We start from the raw sequence: 17100 nt of genomic DNA, 5'->3' as shown, positions 1-17100 counted from the left end.
GTCACACAAAAAGCTGGCCTTCTGCCACTTTGATCGCATGGCCTCCGATGCGCGCGGAGGCCAGTTTTCCGCCGTCGACATTGAGTTCGAGCCGGATGCGCGAGGGCCTCCCCATTTCCAGCCCCTGCTCGATCCAAAGCTGCGAGATCCCGTCCGTTGGACCATCGAAATGCATGATGGCGCCGGCAAAGGCCGCCGCCGCGGAGCCGGTCGCCGGATCTTCGTAGGAAGGATTGCCAGGCACGATCATGCGCACATGGAAGGCGCTGTCGTGATGCACCGTCTCGCGGCAATAGACGTACGGGCTGGCGAAGGCCCATTCACTCTTGCGCGGCGCGAGTTCGGACCATGCCTGGTTGTCCAGCCTGACTTTTGCGGCCGCTTCGAGGCCGGCAACCGGAATGGTGACGTAGGGCACGCCGGCCGACCAGAAGGAGACGCGGTGATTCTCGAAGCCGAGCTCATGCGGGCCAAGGCCAAGCGCGGCGCCGATCATTTCCGGTTCGGCGGCGAGTTCCAGCCGCTCAGGCAGTTTCGCCAAGTCGAATTCGGCGAAGGTAGCGCCATCATGCCTGCTGACCGCGCAACGCACGGGGCCGATGTTCTCCTCCAGCACAAAGATGCCAGTCGCTTCGCCAGCCTGCTCCGCAAGCGCGATAGCCGACCCAACCGTCGGATGGCCCGCGAACGGCATCTCATAATCGGGCGTGAAGATGCGTATACGGTTGCGATGCTTGGGATTTTCGGGCGACAGCACGAACACCGTCTCGGACAGGTTGAATTCGCGCGCGATCGCTTGCATGGCGGCCGTATCCAGCCCCTCGCTGTCGAGCACCACCGCCAGCGGATTCCCGGCCAGCCGCTCGGTCGTAAACACGTCGTAAAGCAAGTAGTCGCGCATCATTTGGAAAACCTTCCGCCTCGTCCCGAATTTCTGCTCGATCCCAACATGAGGGAAATTTAATTTGAAATTCGAACCTCAAGGCATGATTTGTTCACGGATAGGGACATCAATTTGTCGTTATAGGGGTCCGTGGTGGACCAGCTTGTCAATCCGCCAAACGCAGAAACCGACACTTCCATCGAAACGGCCCTCGGGCTCGATCGCAAAGGCGTGAGCCGCAAGCTCCGCCGCTTCTGGCTCTACGCGCTGCTGGCGCTGGCTGTCGTGGCGGCCGCGATCGCCGGCTACCGCTGGAACGCCGTCTCGCCGCCCCGGATCGAATACACGACCGCGCCGGCGACGACTGCCGACCTGACCGTCAAGGTGTCGGCGACCGGCACGCTGCAGCCGCTGACACAGGTCGACATCTCCAGCGAGCTTTCCGGTATCGTGCGCGCCGTCGCCGTCAACGAGAACCAGCAGGTCAAGAAGGGCGACGTTCTGGCGACGCTCGACACCGCCAAGCTCGAAGTCCAGATCGAGCGCGCCACCGCCTCGGCAAAGGCGGCGGCGGCCGCCGTCGAGGATGCCAAGGTCACGCTGCAGGAAAACCAGAATGCGGTGGTCCGCGCGAGCGCCCTCACCAAGCGCGGCATGGCGACGGACCAGTCGCTTGAGGCAGCGACAGCGACGCGCGATCGCTCCAAGGCAGCGCTCGACAGCGCCGAGGCCAATCTCGCCATCGCCGAAGCCGATCTGAAGGCCCAGCAGACCGACCTTGCCAAGAGCACCATCTACGCGCCGATCGACGGCATCGTGCTCACGCGCTCCGTCGATCCGGGGCAGACGGTCGCTTCTTCGCTGCAGGCGCCGGTGCTGTTCGTCATCGCTGCCGACTTGCGGAACATGGAGCTGCAGGCGGCGGTGGACGAGGCCGATATCGGTCAGGTCAAGCCCGGCCAGCATGCCCGCTTCACCGTCGATGCTTTCCCGGACCGTCCCTTCGACGCCGAGATCCGCGACATCTCCTATGCCTCCGTCACCACCGACGGCGTCGTCACTTACAATGCACGGCTGGAAGTCGACAACGGCGAACTTCTGCTCAGGCCAGGCATGACCGCCACGGTCGCGGTGGTGACCCGGCAGGCCAAGGGCGTGCTCACCGTGCCGGCCACAGCCTTCCGTTACCGCCCGGCGCAACAGGCGGCCCGCGGCTGGAGCCTGCGCGACCTCTTTACCGGCCGCATGGGGCGCCCCAACCGGCAGCGCGAGGCGACGAAAGCGCCGATCGACGGCTCACGCACGCTCTATGTGTTGGACAACGGACGGCCGCATGCCCTCAACGTCAGGATCGGCTCGACCGACGGTGAACTGACCGAGATCACGTCCGGCCTCGAGGAAGGCGCAGAGGTCATCACCGGCTCGCAGCAACGGAGCTGACCGTGTCCGCTCCCCTGCTCATCACCTTCGACAGTGTATGGAAGAGCTATGGCGAGGGCGAAGCGTGCGTGCACGCACTTGCCGGCGTCGATCTTGCCATCCGCAGAAGTGAGTTCGTCGCCATCATGGGACCGTCCGGCTCGGGCAAGTCGACGGCGATGAACATCATCGGCTGTCTCGACACGCCGACGGCCGGAACCTACCGCTTCATGGGTGTCGATGCCGGCCGGCTCGACCGCAACCGCCGCGCCCTGTTGCGCAACCTTTATGTCGGCTTCGTCTTCCAGGGCTACAATCTCCTGCCCCGCACCACGGCGGCGGAAAATGTCGAGCTGCCTCTGATCTATCGCGGCGTTTCCGCCCGCGAGCGCCGGGAGCTGGCCATGCAGGCGCTCGCCCAAGTCGGACTTGTCGGGCGCGAACATCACACGCCGACCGAGCTCTCGGGCGGCCAGCAACAGCGCGTGGCGATCGCGCGTGCCATCGTCACCAAACCGACTCTGCTCGTCGCCGACGAGCCCACCGGAAATCTCGACACCGCGCGCACGCACGAAATCATGGAATTGCTGACCAGGCTGAACGCCGAACTCGGCCTCACCATCGTCATGGTCACGCACGAAGCCGACGTCGCGGCATATGCCGGGCGCACGGTGCGCTTCCTCGACGGCCACGTCGCTTCAGATACAGCGAAAGCCGAGGCAGCATGATCTGGGAAACCGTCCGCCTTTCGCTGATTTCCATCCGCCGGAACGTGCTGCGCTCGTTCCTGACCCTGCTCGGCATCGTCATCGGCGTCGCCGCAGTCATCGCCATGCTCACCATCGGCTCCGGCACCACCGAGAAGGTCAAGACCGACATCTCGAAACTCGGCAGCAACCTGCTCGTCGTCCGCTCGGGCCGTCCGGCAGGGCCTGGCGGCCCGGGCGGGCTCGACCAGGTCACCCGACCGCTGGCCGCCAAGGACCTCGAAGCACTGGCTGCCCATCTCAGCAGCGCACGCGCCATCGCACCGGCGTCGCAAAAACAGGTGCGGGTCATCTTCGGGACGGAGAGCCTGACGTCGGGCGTTACCGGCACCGACAGCGCCTATCTCGACGCGCGCGACTGGAAGCTGGTGTCGGGCCGTCCCTTCAGCGATTCCGAGACGCGCGCCGGCGCCGGCGTCTGCCTGATCGGCGAGACGGTGCGGCAGCAGTTCTTCGGCGCCGGCGATCCGGAGGGCGAGACGATCCGCGTCAACCGCACCTCCTGCCGGATCATCGGCTTGCTCGAGCCCAAGGGTTACACCGGCTTCGGCCAGGATCAGGACAATGTCGTGCTGATGCCGCTGGCCGCCTACCAGCGGCGCATCGCCGGCAACCGCGACATCGACTCGATCTACATCGCCGCCGACGACAGGACGCCGACCACCGAACTGCAGCCGCGCGTCGAGGACATCCTGCGCGACACGCGCCGCATCACGCCGGACCGCGATGCCGATTTCTCGATCCGCGACATGACCCAGATCGCCGACGCCATGGCTAGCGCCACCACCACCATGACCGGCATGCTGGGTGCCGTCGCCGGCGTCAGCCTTCTGGTCGGCGGCATCGGCATCATGAATATCATGCTGGTATCGGTCACTGAGCGCACGCGCGAGATCGGCATCAGGCTGGCGATCGGCGCGCACGAAAAACACATCCTGATCCAGTTCCTGGTCGAGGCGACGGTGCTGTCGCTGGTCGGCGGCATCATCGGCATCCTGATCGGACTGGCGCTCGCAGGCCTGGCCTCGGTGACGCTGACGATACCCTTCGCGCCGAGCCCGGCGGTCATCCTGCTCGCCGTCGGTTTTTCGGCGCTGATCGGCATGGTGTTCGGCTTCTTCCCGGCATTGCGCGGCGCGAGGCTCGATCCGATCGAGGCGCTCAGGCACGAGTAACCGCCGCGTCGTCGGCCCGTGACCGAGTCAAACCAGCTCGTTGGCGAAATGCCACTCGATCAGCGGCTTCATGTGCCCCATCAGCCCGACCGGCAGGTCGGTTGCGTTGCGGATGATGACCGGACCTTCGATCTCCGGGTCCGCCTCGGCCGCGACGAACGCCTTTATGCGCTGCGCGATCTCGTCGGCAGGCTCGGCCACCCGAAAGCGACGGAAGATCACCGTGCCGCTCGATGTCGACAGCGCGTAGTAGCGCTGTCCGCGTGCGGCGCCCGACAGATCGATCCCGGTTTCCTCGCCCACCTCGCGGATCATGTTGAAATCGATATCGACGAGGCCGTCGCGGAAATCGATCGGCTCGAAGGAGCCGGCGGCGAAATAGACGCGGCCGGCGTTCACCGTGTGCGAGCCCATCCGGATCGCCACCAGCGCATTGTCGCCGGCAACCAGCACGGCGTGCGCATAGGCATGTTCGGCGCCGCTGAGCTCCCGGTTTTTGCGCCACAGCATGAAAGTCGAGTACTTCACCGCATGGCAGCGGCCGATGAGCCGGCTGTCACGATAGCTCAGCGCCGAAAGCAGCACCACGGTGCCGTCATATAGCGCCGGCTTCATCTCCATTTCGCGGCACCAGTTTTCCGCGATCGCTGTCTGATTGTCGCGCTCGAACGGATGCGGGCTGGCAACGAGCCGTACGTCGACCGCGTCGACCGGCAAAATGACATTGCGCGGCAGGTCGAAGCTCACGGGCTCAGGCCATGTCCAGGTTGATCACCACCGGGCAATGGTCGGAGGCCTTCGGCCTGTCCCACCCGGCACGCGGAAAACGCTCTACTTCCTGGCCAGGCGGAAAGATGGTGCGCCAAGGCTGACCGTTGCGGATGATCTCCGGAACCGCGGTGGCGTTCTTCGCCGCCAAGGCCTTCGACAGCAGGATATAGTCCAATTGGCACAAATGCCGCTCTTGCGGGCCGCGCGTGTGATAAAAACTCCAGCGGTCCATCTCGGGCCGCCGCTCGACGACATTTTCGCAAAAGCCGCCGGCGGTCAGAACGTTGATCGAGGACTGGGCTTCGTCGACGACGTGGAAGCGATAGCCGTCGAAGCTGTCGCCTTCGATCTTCACGCGCTGCCGGTAATCGTTCATGTCGCCGCAGATTGCCCAGCGCTTGTCGGCCGCATGGTCCTTGCCGAAGCGGTCCTCGATGATGCGGCGCACGGCCTGCGCCTCGGCGATGCGCAGTGGCATCGTCGCCTCGCGGCCATCGAGACCGTTGCGCGGCGAGCCCATTGATTTGAAATGCACGAGATACAGCGTAAGCGGCATGCCGCCGACCGTTATGTCGATTTCCAGGCAGTCGCGCCGGAAGACGCGTTCGGTGGCCAGGTGCCCGAACGCCGCCAGCTCCGGCGTGAACAGTCCGAACTGCTCGAACGTGACATAGGCATGGCTGGTCATGCGCACGAATTCGATCGGCTGCCCCTGCGCGGTCTCGTTGCGCATCATCACGGCGACGTCGATGCCGCGGGAGTCGTTGCCGGCGGTGGTGTATTTCTGACGATAGCCCTGCCCGATCATCTTGAAGAGATAGCCATATTCGAAGGCCTTCAGCCCCTCGATGTTATCCACCTCCTGCATGCAGATGACGTCGGCGCGTGTCGCGGCTATGGCGAGCGCGGTAAGCTGGCGGGTGTCGTCGGACTGGGCGATCGTGCGCGCCTGTTCGAGCAGCCTGTATTCTGCTTCGCTCTGGATGTCGAACAGCGCCAGCGTTCGGTCCTCGTTGAGCTGGTTGCGATAGCCGGAGAAGTCGAACCTGTTCATCAGGTTCTCGACATTGAAGGTGGCGAGGCGCAGCGACATGGCCGAGACCTTTGCCCGCAAGCAATGGCGAACACAAGAGCATACGCAGGCCCGTTATGGTTGACGGAACCTTTCTGTTCATCTTCCGTTCAGATGGAAAGTTCCATCAATAGGCCTATTCCCGAGCGTTTTGGGCGTGGGGCCTTACTCGTGGAGAGTGAAATGAAACCGCTCTTGTCTTCCCTTGGATCCGGGCTTCTGGCCTTGGGTCTCTCCGCTGGGCTGACGGTGCCGTCGATTGCCGGCCCGGTCCTGCAGCCCGATATGTCGACCGTGACCAGCACGGCCGCATCCACCATCATTCCCGTTCGCGACAGCTGGGCCGGCGGCAACGACCGGCGTCAGATGTATGACTGGCGCTGGCGGCGCGGCGGTGACTGGCGCGGCCGCGATTTTAGATGGCGTAGCGGCGACTTCCGCGCACGTCATTTCTCCCGCAACTGGGATGGAGATCGCAATTGGCGCTGGCGGCATCATCGCCATCATCGCCATCGCCACTTCGACAGCGGGGGCGCGGCCATCCTTGGGCTCGGCCTAGGCCTCGGCCTCGGCAGCCTCGCCTACAACAATTTCTACAATCCCTATTATTACGATCCCTATCCGCGCTACTATCAGCCGCGGCGCATTTACCGGACCGAGCGGCTTTCCAGGGCCCATGTCCAATGGTGCCACGACCGCTACCGGTCCTATCGGGCCTGGGACAACACGTTCCAGCCCTATAACGGCCCGCGCCGGCAGTGCATTTCGCCCTATATCTGAGCCCCTCGGCACGAAGCTCAACGGCGCCCGGCGGGCGCCGTTTCTTTTTGTCAGGGCGCGCCCGACGGCGACGCGATAACCTTAAATTTAGCAGATGCGTCTATCCGTGATGCGGTGCCCCATATGACGATCGCCAAGCTGCGATCCGCTAGGACGACTCCGCCATGACCGAGAACGAGTTGAGAGGCAAGCGCCGGCAACGCGTGCTGAAGGGCGCGGCGATCCTGACCGGCATCAACAATTCCGGGGTCATGTGCACGGTGCGCAACATGCATCCTGGCGGCGCCGAACTGAAGCTGCCTATCGAGGCGCATGTGCCCGACGAATTCCTGCTTTACGTGACGAAGGACCGGATCGGCTACAAGGCGATCGTCCGCTGGCGCCGCGACGACCGCATCGGCGTGGAATTCGCGGGCACCGAGCCGAAGCCGCATTGGCATTACGGCTGAGCGTGAGAGAAGCCGGCGGATCGCTCCGCCGGCTTTCACGAAGCACGAATAGACCGAATTAATTCTTCGCCTTGTCGACCAGCTTGTTCTTGGCGATCCACGGCATCATCGCGCGCAGCTTCGCGCCAACCTCTTCGATCTGATGACTGTCGTTGTTGCGGCGGATGCCCTTGAAGCGCGACAGGCCGGCGCGATATTCCTGCATCCATTCCGAGGTGAATTTGCCGGTCTGGATATCCTTCAGGATGCGCTTCATCTCAGCCTTGGTGTCGGCCGTGATGATACGCGGACCGGAGACATATTCGCCCCATTCGGCGGTATTCGAGATCGAGTAGTTCATGTTGGCGATGCCGCCCTCATAGATGAGGTCGACGATCAGCTTCACCTCGTGCAGACACTCGAAGTAGGCCATCTCCGGCGCGTAGCCGGCTTCCACCAGCGTCTCGAAACCGGCGCGGATCAGCTCGACCAAACCGCCGCACAGCACCACCTGCTCGCCGAACAGATCGGTCTCGCATTCCTCGCGGAAATTGGTCTCGATGATGCCGGAGCGGCCGCCGCCGACGCCGCAGGCATAGGAGAGCGCGAGGTCGAGCGCATTGCCCGAAGCGTCCTGGTTGACGGCAACCAGGCACGGCACGCCGCCGCCCTTCTGATATTCGCCGCGCACGGTATGGCCGGGGCCCTTCGGCGCGATCATGACCACATCGACCGAAGCCTTCGGCTCGATCAGGCCGAAATGCACATTGAGGCCGTGCGCGAAGGCGATGGCGGCGCCGTCGCGGATGTTCGGCGCGATCTCTGATCTGTAGATGTCGGCCTGCAATTCATCGGGCGTTGCCATCATCATCAGGTCTGCCCATTTGGCGGCATCCGCCACGCTCATCACTTTGAGCCCGTCGGCCTCGACCTTGTTGGCGGTCGCCGAGCCGGCCTTCAGGCCGATGGCGATCTCCTTGACGCCGGAATCCTTGAGGTTGAGCGCATGCGCCCGGCCCTGGCTGCCATAGCCGATGATGGCGACCTTCTTGCCCTTGATCAGATTGAGATCGGCGTCACGATCGTAATAGACACGCATTTCGTCTTCCTTCCCGTTTTTGAAGATCAGAGCATGATGCCGAAAAGTGTGAAGCGGTTTTCGGACGACATCATGCTCTATCTCTTGGATTTGGAGCCGGATTCAGATTTCAGGTCGACTTGACCTGAAATCATCCGGCTCCGGGGCCTTGCGGCCGGTTGTTTGCTCTCCCGGTCCTTGAGCCGTAGAGAGCGAGAAACTGCTGCGTCGCGCGGGCGGCATCGCCGCCGATCGTCGCCTCGGTCAATTGCAGCCGGTCGCCGAGCAGAAGCCGCATCTGCACGTCGCGGCCGACCAGACCGAAAAACGTCCGGAACGCTGTCTCGGCGTCGTCTAAGTCGAGCAGCCCGGCCTCGCGTCCCGCTTCGAGCACGGGCTTCAGACGCCTGGCCAGCGCGAAACGCCCATTCTGCAGCACGATCGCGCCAAGGTCATCCTTCCCGGAGCCGGCATGGCCGACCGCGACACGGTTGAGCGCGATCGACGTATCGCTGGAGATGACCCTCAGCCAGTCGGCAGCGAAGCGTTCGAGGCTTGCGGTCAGCCAAGCGAGGTCGAGGCCTTTGCGGTCGACCGGCGCCACGCGCACTTTCGAGGCCTGCCATTGCACTGTCGCCGTCAGCAGCCCGTCGCGGTCGCCGAACCATTTGTAGAGTGTTTCCTTGGAGCAGCTTGCCCGCCGCGCCACCGCGGTCATGGTCAGGTTGTCGCCCTCTTCGACCAGTAGGCGAAGTGCTGCGTCCAGAACGGCCTGCTGCCGCTCGGTGAGCGTTTCGCTGCTGTCGGTGTCGGCGGCGGCTTGCAACACGTTTTCACCCGTTCCCGGTCGCTCAATAATGCGTACCGTACGTTACGGTTCGGCTTATTGCGCATTCGGGTTTCCAACGCAAGGGGCTGCGGCGAAAAAATCTGACGGTACCCACAAACACTCGTGAGCTAATCGCCGGCCGGTGGCTCGCGCAACCGCCCGAGCAGTGCAGCCAGCGTTTCCAGCTCCTTGGCGGAAAGCTTGTCGCCCATCAGTTCGGCTATGGACGCGCCATAGACCGCCCAGATGCGGCGGCGCATCTCCCTGCCGCTTGGCGTGATGCGCACTGTCTGGCCACGGCCGTCATCCGAGACAGGCAGCTTTTCCAGCAGGCCATCCGCTTCCAGCCGGGCCAGCAGTCGCGACACGCTGTACTGCGCCAACAGAACGCGATCGATCAGCTCGAACGGCCGCAAGCCGCCCTCGCCCGCCTCGGCAAGCTCATGCAGCACGTCGTACCAGGCGAGCGGCGGCAAGCCGCCGGCTTTCAGGGCATACTCGGTCTTTTCGACCAGCTGGCGCGAAACGCGCATCAGGCGGCCCCAGGCTTTGACGGCCTCGGGCGGAAGAGATTTTCTCGTCATCGAGGAACTTTATTCGATAGATGCAATTGCATCAAGCTTGACGGTCGATGCAAATGCATTCACATAGATGCAATTGCATCGATAAGGAGTTCCCGATGAAACATGAGATCTGTAAAGTGGCCGACATCCCGCAGACGGGCAGCCTGATCGCGCCTTTCTTCGGCCGCGAGGTCCACGTCTGGCGCAGCGGCGAGCGTGTCCGTGCCGCAGCCAATGCCTGCCTGCATTTCGGCGGGCCACTCGACTGCAAGGACGGCGCCTTCATCTGCCAGTGGCACGGCGCCCGCTTCGACATGCAAAGCGGCGAGCGCCTCGTAGGCCCGGCGCCGAAGGGCTCGCGGCTGATGTTCCTGTCGACCCGCGTCGAGGACGGCGCGCTGAACTATGTCTGGGGAGAATAAGATGACGGCCAAACTCACCCTCGTCAGTCATCACCTTTGCCCCTACGTCCAGCGTGCGGCAATCGCCCTCGCCGAGAAAGGCGTGCCGTTCGAGCGCGTCAATGTCGACCTTGCCAGCAAGCCCGACTGGTTCAAGGCTATCTCGCCGCTCGGCAAGGTACCGCTGCTCTGCGTTCGAAACGGCAGCAAGGAGGAGATCATTTTCGAATCCGTCGTCATTCTCGAATTCCTCGAGGAGACGCAGGCCAATCCGTTGCACCCGGCCGATCCGCTCATGCGGGCCAGGCACCGCTCCTGGGTCGAATTCGGTTCGGCCATCCTCAACGCCATCGGGCGCTTCTATTCCGCCGCCGATGAGGCCGGCTTCCTCAAGGAAAGCAGCGGCTTGTCGGAACTGTTTGAGCGTGTCGAGGCAGAACTGTCGGCAAGGCGGAGCGGTCCGTGGTTTGCCGGGAAGCGCTTCTCGCTGGTCGACGCCGTCTACGGGCCGATCTTCCGCTACTTCGACACGTTCGACGAGATCGGCGCTTGCGGCATCCTGGACGGTAAGCCTCTCGTCCAGGCCTGGCGCAAGGCGTTGAGCGACCGGCAATCGGTGAAGGAGGCTGTCAGTCCGGACTATCCGCTGCGGCTGCACGCCTTCCTTCGGGCAAAGGCATCCTATCTTTCGCGAATGATCCGGCTGCAGGCCATTGCGATTCCGCAAGCCCGATCGGCCTGAACGGGTCGATCACCGTTCCCGCGACCATGGCGGCGAGCAACTGCGGCACCGGCGGGATCTTCGCCAGCGCCGCCACCAGCCGGTCGCGCACGAACGGCAACACGACGGAGTCCGACTGGTAGAACGGCGTCAACGACAACGACAGCGCCTGGAATACCCGCACGTGCCAGCGGCGTGCCCTTGCATAGGTCATCAGCGCTTCGTCGATGTCGCTCGTTCGCGCCAGGGCATGGCTGAGTGCTGCCGCGTCAAGCAGCGCCATGTTCGCGCCTTGCCCGAGCTGCGGACTGGTCGAATGCGCGGCGTCGCCGATAACCGCCAGACGTCGGCCGGCCGGCAGCCTCATCGTGTGGTGGCCGTAGCGGGCCAGCGAGAGCTGCTCGAAACTGTCGATCTGGCTGGTGAAGGCCTCGCATTCTGGCCAGACCGAAACAACCTTCGCCTTCCAGGCGCCCAGACCTTCGGCTCTCACCTGTTCCGCTCCGGCCGGCTTGAGGCTCCAGAAGAAGGCAGCCATGGCTCCGGCGCCAGTATCCGGCCGGCCGATCGGCAGCACGCCGACCATGATGCTTGCCTTGTCGTAGCGCTGCAGCAGCGCCTTTTCGTCAAAACCGTCGCGCCATCCGAGTGAGGCCCAGAACGCGCCATAGGTGAGCGGACGCGGCACAGCCGTGTCGCCAAGGCATTGCCGCAGCCTGGAGCGCCCGCCGCTGGCGTCGACGACCAGATCGAAAGACCCCAGCCGCTTTCCGTTGGCGCAGACCGGCCGCGCACGTTCACCCGTCTCCAGCGTCTCGATCTCGACATTGGTTTCGATGGGAATTTCCGCGCGCCGGGCAGCGCGATAGAGTACGCCGAAGAGCGCTGCCCGGTGCACCGCGAGACCGAAGCGGCGACCGCGGCGCGCGTCATAGCGGACATCGAGCACTGTTCGCCCGCTTTTGGCATCGGTCCCGTGTAGCCGCTCGATACGGCTCCCTAGCGAAAGAATCTCGTCAAGCAGCCCGAGATCGGCGAGCGCCGTCAGCCCGGTCGGCTGCAGCATCAGCCCCGAACCGACGGGCTTCGGCTCGTCGAAGCGCTCGAAGACGGTGACCTTATGCCCTGCCCGCCTGAGATAGAGCGCCGCAGCCAGTCCGGCCGGCCCCGCGCCGGCGATCGCTATCTCGTAAGGCTTGTCCATTGCGCCCAAACCCGAACCGGCGAGGAACAATCCCGCAGCGAAAGCGCGAGATCAAGAGGCGCTTTGACGCTTGTATCGGGGAGGAAAGGCTCAGGCCTGCGCGGCATCGAAGGCGACGCGCGCCTCACGAACGGCATCGTGGTTGAGCTCGGCCCATTGGATCAGCATCTGCAATGGCGCAAACATCGAGCGGCCGAGATCGGTGAGGCTGTATTCGACGCTCGGCGGCTTGGTCGGAAAGACTTCGCGATGCACATAGCCGTCGCGCTGCAGATCGTAGAGCGTCTGCGTCAGCATACGCTGCGAAATGTCGGGCACCAGGCGGCGCAACTCCCCGAACCGGTACGGCTTCTCGGCCAAAGCCATGACCAGCAGCGAGCTCCATTTGCCGCTGATGCCCTGGATCACGTCGCGGACCGGGCAGTCGGCGAAATTGCCGCCGCCGGTCATGGCTTTGTAGACCTCGAGCTTCGATTTCAGACTGAAGATCTTGCTGTCCATCGCGACATCCATTGATCGAAACGGCCACCCGCCGGTGGTTTCCCGGCTGTGCCTACCTCCCGGAAAACTGCCTTCTTTACGGCCCCTGGTCAATTCTTATTTTAGTGCTGGTCTCTTTTTGAGACCATCGTTCAAATCCCTTCGACGCAATTTTCAGGAACCTCCCATGACCGAAACTCTCCTCGTCACCGGCGCTTCCGGCCATCTCGGCCGCGCCGTGATCAACCATCTGCTCGATGCGCAGAAAGTCGCGCCGGCAAATATCATCGCAACCACGCGCAATCCCGAAAATCTCGGCGACCTGGCAGCCCTCGGCATTGTCGTCAGGCCGGCCGATTTCGACGATCCGGCCTCGCTGGAGCGCGCGTTCAAAGGCGCCGACCGAGTGCTGATCGTCTCGACCAGTGAGCTCGACCTGAAGAGCGACCGGCGCCTCAAGCAGCATCAGGCCGCGGTGGCCGCAGCCAAGGCGGCAAGCGTCTCGCACCTCCTCTACACCTCGATGCCTAATCCCGAGCCGGTCTCGCCGGTGCTGTTTGCCGCCGACCACTACGGCACCGAGCAGGCCATCAAGGCGAGCGGCATTCCCTACACCATCTTCCGCAACGGCTGGTACCAGGAGAACCTTTTCATGGCGCTGCCGCACGCCATTTCGTCGGGCAAGTGGTACACGTCGGCCGGCGACGGGCGGATCGCGCACGCCGCGCGCGACGACATGGCCGCCGCGATCGCCGCGAGCCTCGCTTCCGGCTCGACGGAGAGCCGCGTCTACACGCTGACCGGCCCGCATGCCTACACGACGAACGAAATTGCCGCTCTGGTGAGCGAAGTCACCGGCAAGCCGCTGGAGGTTATCCAATTGCCTGACGAGGCTTTGACCGAGGGCGTCAAGGCGGCCGGCCTTCCCGAGGACTTTGCGCGCATTGTCGTTTCCTTCGACGCCAACACACGCTCCGGCCGTATCGGCATGGTGACCGACGCTATCGAGACGTTGTCGGGCCGCAAGCCGAAGACGCTGAAGCAGTTCCTGGAAGGGAACAAGGCCGCACTGCTTGGCTGAACCGTTGCGCCTGGGAGGTACCCTCCCGGGCGCGTCACCTCGACTTTTTGAGCAATCCGAGCCGGACCAAGCTTTCGCCGGTGGCGACGAGCGCTTCTTCGCGCGATCGCGGCGCCCAGCCAAGCATGCGCATGGCCTTGGCCCCGGTTGCGTTCCTGGCCTTGCCCAATTCCGTCACGATCTGAGCCGCTTGCCCGTCGAACAGTCCGACGGTCCGGACCAGCCAGTCCGGCAGCATTCTCGTCGTAACGCGCGACGCAACGCTGCCCAGCCGCGATTTCAACGTTTGTGCGATCGCCAGCGTCGTCATGAAATCGCCGCTGATGGCGAGGAACCGCTCCCCCTTGGCGGCGGGACTGGTCATGGCGCGCAGATGCAGATCCGCCACGTCCCGCACATCGACCACACCGAACACCATGCGCGGCAGACCCGGCATCTCGCCGTCCAGCAAGCGCTTGATGAAGTCCGTCGAGGTCGAATGATCCGGCCCCAGAACCGGTCCAAATATCCCGACCGGATTGACGACCGTCAGTTCCAGCGCTCCGCCCTGGCTGGCAAGGAAATCCCAGGCCGCACGTTCCGCCAGCGTTTTCGACTTCACATAGGCGCTCACCTTGGCCGCCAGGTTGGTCCAGTTCTCTTCCGTGAACGGACTGCCCGGAATTGGCGTCTGGCCATAGCCGATGGCCGCAAAGGACGAAGTGAGCACCACTCGTTTGACGCCGGCATCGCGCGCGGCCCGCAGCACACGCAACGCACCCTCGCGCGCAGGAACGATCAGATCGTCCTCGTGTTTCGGCACGCCCGGCGGGAACGGCGAGGCGACATGAAGAACGTACTGGCATCCCGCGACCGCTTCCGGCCAGCCGGCGTCTGTCGTCAAATCGGCGTAGGCGAAGGAAAGCGCATCGCCCGGCTCGGCACCGCCGACCCTCAGCATGGCGAGAACATCGGCTTCGCGCTTGTCGGATCGCACTGTTGTGCGGACGCGGTAGCCTGCCTGCAACAGGGCTAGAACGCAGTGCGCGCCGAGGAACCCGGAGCCGCCGGTAACGAGCACCAACTCACCGCCCATTCCCACCTCCCCACCCCTTTAGGCGTTGCAGTCCCTCAAATGGCGACCTGAGTGCCGATCTCGACCACGCGCCCGGTGGGGATCTGGAAATACTCTGTCGCATCGGCCGCCGTCTTCGCAAGGCCGATGAACAGCCTGTCCTGCCAGATCGGCATGCCGGAATTGGGCGAGGCCTTCAGCGAGCGCCGCGACAGGAAGAAGGACGTCGTCATGATGTCGAACTTCCATCCCTGCTTGCGGCAGATCGCCAGCGCGCGCGGAATATTCGGCTGCTCCATGTAGCCGAAGGTCAGCGTGACCCGCATGAAGAGCTCGTTGACCGCCTCCATCTTCACTCGCTCGCTATCCGGCACCACCGGCTGCGGTGCGGTCACCACGGAAAGAATGACATTCTTCTCATGCAGCACCTTATAGTGCTTCAGGCTGTGCATGAGCGCGGTCGGCGCGCTCAGCGGATCGCTGGTCAGGAACACGGCGGTGCCGGACACCAGCTGCGGCTTTTTCTTCAAAAGGTTCGCCGCCAGGAAGTCGAGCGGGATCTCGTTGCGTCGCGTCTTGTCGAACAGGTAGCGGCTGCCGCGCACCCAGGTCCACATGCCGAGGATGATGGCGAAAGCCACGGCGAGCGACGCCCAGCCGCCTTCGAAGACCTTGACGATGTTGGAGGCAAAGAAGCCGACATCGATGAAGGCAAACAGAGCCGTTAACGACACCGCGACCCAGAGCTGCCACTTCCAGATACGGGTCATGACGACGAAGAGGAGCACCGTCGTCACCAGCATATTGCCGGTCACCGAGATCCCGTAGGCCGAGGCAAGTCTGCTGGACGCGCCGAAACCGACCACCAGAAGCATCACCACCAGCGCCAGCAGCATGTTGACGCGCGGCATGTAGATCTGGCCCGACTGTTTTTCGGACGTATGCAGGATCTCCAGCCGCGGCAGCATGTTGAGCTGCACCGCCTGCCTGGTCAGCGAAAAGGCACCGGAGATCACCGCCTGGCTGGCGATAACGGTCGCTGCCGTCGCCAGAATCACCATCGGGATCAGCGCCCAGCCTTCATTCATCTCGAAAAACGGATGGCCGACGACACCGTTCTTGGCGAGCACGAAAGCGCCCTGCCCGGCATAGTTCAACAGCAGGCAGGGAAATACGATCGCCAGCCATGCCAGCACGATCGGCTTGCGCCCGAAATGGCCGAGGTCGGCGTAGAGTGCCTCCGCGCCGGTGACGGCCAGGAAAATGGCGCCGATCGTGACAAAGGCCACGTCCGGCGAATGGATCAGGAAGGCGACGATGTAGTGCGGGCTGATCGCCCAGAGGATTTCAGGATCGGCAATGATGTGGTTCAGCCCGGACAGGCCGATGGCGAGGAACCACACGGCGGTGATCGGCCCGAAGATCAAGGCAACACCACCTGTGCCGAACCGCTGCACCGCAAACAGAATGGCCAAGATGAGCAGCGTCAGCGGCACCACATAAGGCTGAAAGGCGGGTGTCACGACATTCATGCCTTCGACGGCCGAAAGCACGGAGATGGCCGGGGTGATCACGGCGTCGCCAAAGAAAAGCGAGGCGCCGGCGATGCCGATGGCCAGGATGATCGCCGAACGCGTCGCGAAAGTGCTGCGCGCCAGCGCCATCAGCGAGAGCACGCCGCCTTCGCCACGGTTGTCGGCGCGCAGCACGAACATGATGTATTTGATCGTGACGATGATCGTCAGCGACCAGATGATCAGCGACAGCACGCCAAGAATATCGCCGCGATCGGCGACCTCACCGCGCGAGGAAGCAACGAGCGCCTCGCGGAACGCGTAGATCGGGCTGGTGCCGATATCACCATAGACGACACCCAGCGCGCCCAGCATCAGCACCTTGGTGCTGTGCTGCTCTATCTCCGGATGCCCCGTTTGCTCGACGGGTTCTGCCTCAGCACCATTGGCAAGGGCCATGACGACACTCCGATAAAATGCGCGGTGCTCTACGCTTGCTGCAGTGCAATATCAAGTGCCCTGGCGTTAGGGCTCCCATACCGCCAGTGCAAGGCTCGACCTGCAGAGGTGCATTCAAATCTATGGCACAATGTGGATGCTTGAAGCGTCAGATCGCGACCTGCGTACCGATCTCGACCACGCGCCCGGTGGGGATCTGGAAATACTCCGTCGCATCCGCCGCCGTCTTCGCAAGGCCGATGAACAGCCTGTCCTGCCAGATCGGCATGCCGGAATTGGGCGAGGCCTTCAGCGAGCGCCGCGACAGGAAGAAGGACGTCGTCATGATGTCGAATTTCCATCCTTGCTTGCGGCAGATTGCCAGCGCGCGCGGAATGTTCGGCTGCTCCATGTAGCCGAAGGTCAGCGTGACCCGCATGAA

General features: G+C 63.6%; 18 protein-coding genes and 1 pseudogene. 8 read left to right on the top strand and 11 right to left on the bottom strand.

What is annotated here, in order from left to right; all coding sequences use genetic code 11:
- Position 1 precedes the first annotated feature (1 nt).
- Positions 2-904, bottom strand: a complete 903-nt coding sequence (locus CK215_RS00095; protein WP_095779777.1) for a PhzF family phenazine biosynthesis protein — start codon at positions 902-904, stop codon at positions 2-4.
- Between the two features lie 132 nt (positions 905-1036).
- Here CK215_RS00095 and CK215_RS00090 point away from each other — a divergent pair, with 132 nt between their 5' ends.
- The 3 genes from CK215_RS00090 to CK215_RS00080 are packed head-to-tail and all read left to right on the top strand — an operon-like array spanning position 1037 to position 4244.
- On the top strand, positions 1037-2323 hold the full coding sequence (locus CK215_RS00090) for an efflux RND transporter periplasmic adaptor subunit (protein WP_095829767.1): 1287 nt from the start codon (positions 1037-1039) through the stop codon (positions 2321-2323).
- Positions 2320-3030: an ABC transporter ATP-binding protein gene (locus tag CK215_RS00085; protein WP_095829766.1), complete on the top strand. Its 711-nt coding sequence runs from the start codon at positions 2320-2322 to the stop codon at positions 3028-3030. The genes CK215_RS00090 and CK215_RS00085 overlap by 4 nt, the downstream gene beginning before the upstream one ends.
- Entirely contained in the window at positions 3027-4244 is a 1218-nt protein-coding gene (locus tag CK215_RS00080) for an ABC transporter permease (RefSeq protein WP_095829765.1), read from the top strand. The genes CK215_RS00085 and CK215_RS00080 overlap by 4 nt, the downstream gene beginning before the upstream one ends.
- 27 nt (positions 4245-4271) lie before the next feature.
- On the opposite strand, the gene CK215_RS00075 is transcribed toward CK215_RS00080, so the two are convergent.
- The gene (locus CK215_RS00075; RefSeq protein WP_095829764.1) at positions 4272-4991 is read right to left on the bottom strand and encodes a hypothetical protein; all 720 of its coding nucleotides are present in this window, start codon (positions 4989-4991) and stop codon (positions 4272-4274) included.
- Between the two features lie 4 nt (positions 4992-4995).
- Positions 4996-6108 (bottom strand): endonuclease/exonuclease/phosphatase family protein, encoded by a 1113-nt coding sequence (locus CK215_RS00070; RefSeq protein ID WP_095829763.1) that lies wholly within the window; start codon positions 6106-6108, stop codon positions 4996-4998.
- A 162-nt stretch (positions 6109-6270) separates the two neighbouring features.
- Here CK215_RS00070 and CK215_RS00065 point away from each other — a divergent pair, with 162 nt between their 5' ends.
- Both CK215_RS00065 and CK215_RS00060 read left to right on the top strand, forming a co-directional pair.
- Complete coding sequence (locus CK215_RS00065; protein ID WP_095829762.1) at positions 6271-6867, top strand: BA14K family protein; 597 nt, start codon at positions 6271-6273, stop codon at positions 6865-6867.
- 164 nt (positions 6868-7031) lie between these two features.
- Entirely contained in the window at positions 7032-7316 is a 285-nt protein-coding gene (locus CK215_RS00060; RefSeq protein ID WP_067323293.1) for a PilZ domain-containing protein, read from the top strand.
- Between the two features lie 58 nt (positions 7317-7374).
- Here CK215_RS00060 and ilvC read toward each other — a convergent pair whose 3' ends face one another.
- The 3 genes from ilvC to CK215_RS00045 form a co-directional block, all read right to left on the bottom strand.
- Complete coding sequence (ilvC, locus tag CK215_RS00055; RefSeq protein ID WP_067323290.1) at positions 7375-8394, bottom strand: ketol-acid reductoisomerase; 1020 nt, start codon at positions 8392-8394, stop codon at positions 7375-7377.
- A gap of 130 nt (positions 8395-8524) precedes the next feature.
- A complete protein-coding gene (locus CK215_RS00050) occupies positions 8525-9202 on the bottom strand; it encodes a TetR/AcrR family transcriptional regulator (RefSeq protein WP_170950184.1) in 678 nt (225 codons plus the stop codon).
- Between the two features lie 128 nt (positions 9203-9330).
- The gene (locus CK215_RS00045) at positions 9331-9786 is read right to left on the bottom strand and encodes a MarR family winged helix-turn-helix transcriptional regulator (protein WP_067323285.1); all 456 of its coding nucleotides are present in this window, start codon (positions 9784-9786) and stop codon (positions 9331-9333) included.
- A gap of 95 nt (positions 9787-9881) precedes the next feature.
- On the opposite strand from CK215_RS00045, the gene CK215_RS00040 reads away from it, so the two are divergent.
- Positions 9882-10187 (top strand): Rieske (2Fe-2S) protein, encoded by a 306-nt coding sequence (locus tag CK215_RS00040; protein ID WP_067323282.1) that lies wholly within the window; start codon positions 9882-9884, stop codon positions 10185-10187.
- Between the two features lies 1 nt (position 10188).
- Positions 10189-10908, top strand: a complete 720-nt coding sequence (locus tag CK215_RS00035; protein WP_170950183.1) for a glutathione S-transferase family protein — start codon at positions 10189-10191, stop codon at positions 10906-10908.
- On the opposite strand, the gene CK215_RS00030 is transcribed toward CK215_RS00035, so the two are convergent.
- A complete protein-coding gene (locus tag CK215_RS00030) occupies positions 10796-12091 on the bottom strand; it encodes an NAD(P)/FAD-dependent oxidoreductase (RefSeq protein WP_095780867.1) in 1296 nt (431 codons plus the stop codon). The two genes, CK215_RS00035 and CK215_RS00030, sit on opposite strands and share 113 nt — an antisense overlap.
- 90 nt (positions 12092-12181) lie before the next feature.
- Positions 12182-12592: a helix-turn-helix domain-containing protein gene (locus tag CK215_RS00025; protein WP_066998811.1), complete on the bottom strand. Its 411-nt coding sequence runs from the start codon at positions 12590-12592 to the stop codon at positions 12182-12184.
- Between the two features lie 166 nt (positions 12593-12758).
- On the opposite strand from CK215_RS00025, the gene CK215_RS00020 reads away from it, so the two are divergent.
- A complete protein-coding gene (locus tag CK215_RS00020; RefSeq protein ID WP_095779786.1) occupies positions 12759-13652 on the top strand; it encodes an SDR family oxidoreductase in 894 nt (297 codons plus the stop codon).
- Between the two features lie 34 nt (positions 13653-13686).
- Here the strand turns inward: CK215_RS00020 and CK215_RS00015 are convergent, their stop codons facing one another.
- The 3 genes and pseudogenes from CK215_RS00015 to trkD all read right to left on the bottom strand — a co-directional run.
- Positions 13687-14727: an aldehyde reductase gene (locus CK215_RS00015; RefSeq protein WP_095829761.1), complete on the bottom strand. Its 1041-nt coding sequence runs from the start codon at positions 14725-14727 to the stop codon at positions 13687-13689.
- 35 nt (positions 14728-14762) lie between these two features.
- Positions 14763-16679, bottom strand: a complete 1917-nt coding sequence (locus CK215_RS00010; protein ID WP_095829760.1) for a potassium transporter Kup — start codon at positions 16677-16679, stop codon at positions 14763-14765.
- Positions 16680-16827: 148 nt separating this feature from the next.
- A pseudogene (trkD, locus tag CK215_RS00005) lies at positions 16828-17100 on the bottom strand (potassium transporter Kup); the annotation flags it as partial.

The sequence above is a fragment of the Mesorhizobium sp. WSM3864 genome (assembly GCF_002294955.1).
GTDB lineage: Bacteria > Pseudomonadota > Alphaproteobacteria > Rhizobiales > Rhizobiaceae > Mesorhizobium.
The sequence above is the reverse complement of the archived record's forward strand: the minus strand, read 5'-3'. Positions and strand labels throughout refer to the sequence as shown.

Coding starts and splice junctions, on each gene's coding strand:
- CK215_RS00065 (WP_095829762.1), top strand. CDS start 6,271: ATGAAACCGCTCTTGTCTTCCCTTGGATCCGGGCTTCTGGCCTTGGGT.
- CK215_RS00030 (WP_095780867.1), bottom strand. CDS start 12,091: ATGGACAAGCCTTACGAGATAGCGATCGCCGGCGCGGGGCCGGCCGGA.
- CK215_RS00020 (WP_095779786.1), top strand. CDS start 12,759: ATGACCGAAACTCTCCTCGTCACCGGCGCTTCCGGCCATCTCGGCCGC.
- CK215_RS00095 (WP_095779777.1), bottom strand. CDS start 904: ATGATGCGCGACTACTTGCTTTACGACGTGTTTACGACCGAGCGGCTG.
- CK215_RS00010 (WP_095829760.1), bottom strand. CDS start 16,679: ATGGCCCTTGCCAATGGTGCTGAGGCAGAACCCGTCGAGCAAACGGGG.
- CK215_RS00070 (WP_095829763.1), bottom strand. CDS start 6,108: ATGTCGCTGCGCCTCGCCACCTTCAATGTCGAGAACCTGATGAACAGG.
- CK215_RS00060 (WP_067323293.1), top strand. CDS start 7,032: ATGACCGAGAACGAGTTGAGAGGCAAGCGCCGGCAACGCGTGCTGAAG.
- CK215_RS00035 (WP_170950183.1), top strand. CDS start 10,189: ATGACGGCCAAACTCACCCTCGTCAGTCATCACCTTTGCCCCTACGTC.
- CK215_RS00040 (WP_067323282.1), top strand. CDS start 9,882: ATGAAACATGAGATCTGTAAAGTGGCCGACATCCCGCAGACGGGCAGC.
- ilvC (WP_067323290.1), bottom strand. CDS start 8,394: ATGCGTGTCTATTACGATCGTGACGCCGATCTCAATCTGATCAAGGGC.
- CK215_RS00045 (WP_067323285.1), bottom strand. CDS start 9,786: ATGACGAGAAAATCTCTTCCGCCCGAGGCCGTCAAAGCCTGGGGCCGC.
- CK215_RS00015 (WP_095829761.1), bottom strand. CDS start 14,727: ATGGGCGGTGAGTTGGTGCTCGTTACCGGCGGCTCCGGGTTCCTCGGC.
- CK215_RS00025 (WP_066998811.1), bottom strand. CDS start 12,592: ATGGACAGCAAGATCTTCAGTCTGAAATCGAAGCTCGAGGTCTACAAA.
- CK215_RS00080 (WP_095829765.1), top strand. CDS start 3,027: ATGATCTGGGAAACCGTCCGCCTTTCGCTGATTTCCATCCGCCGGAAC.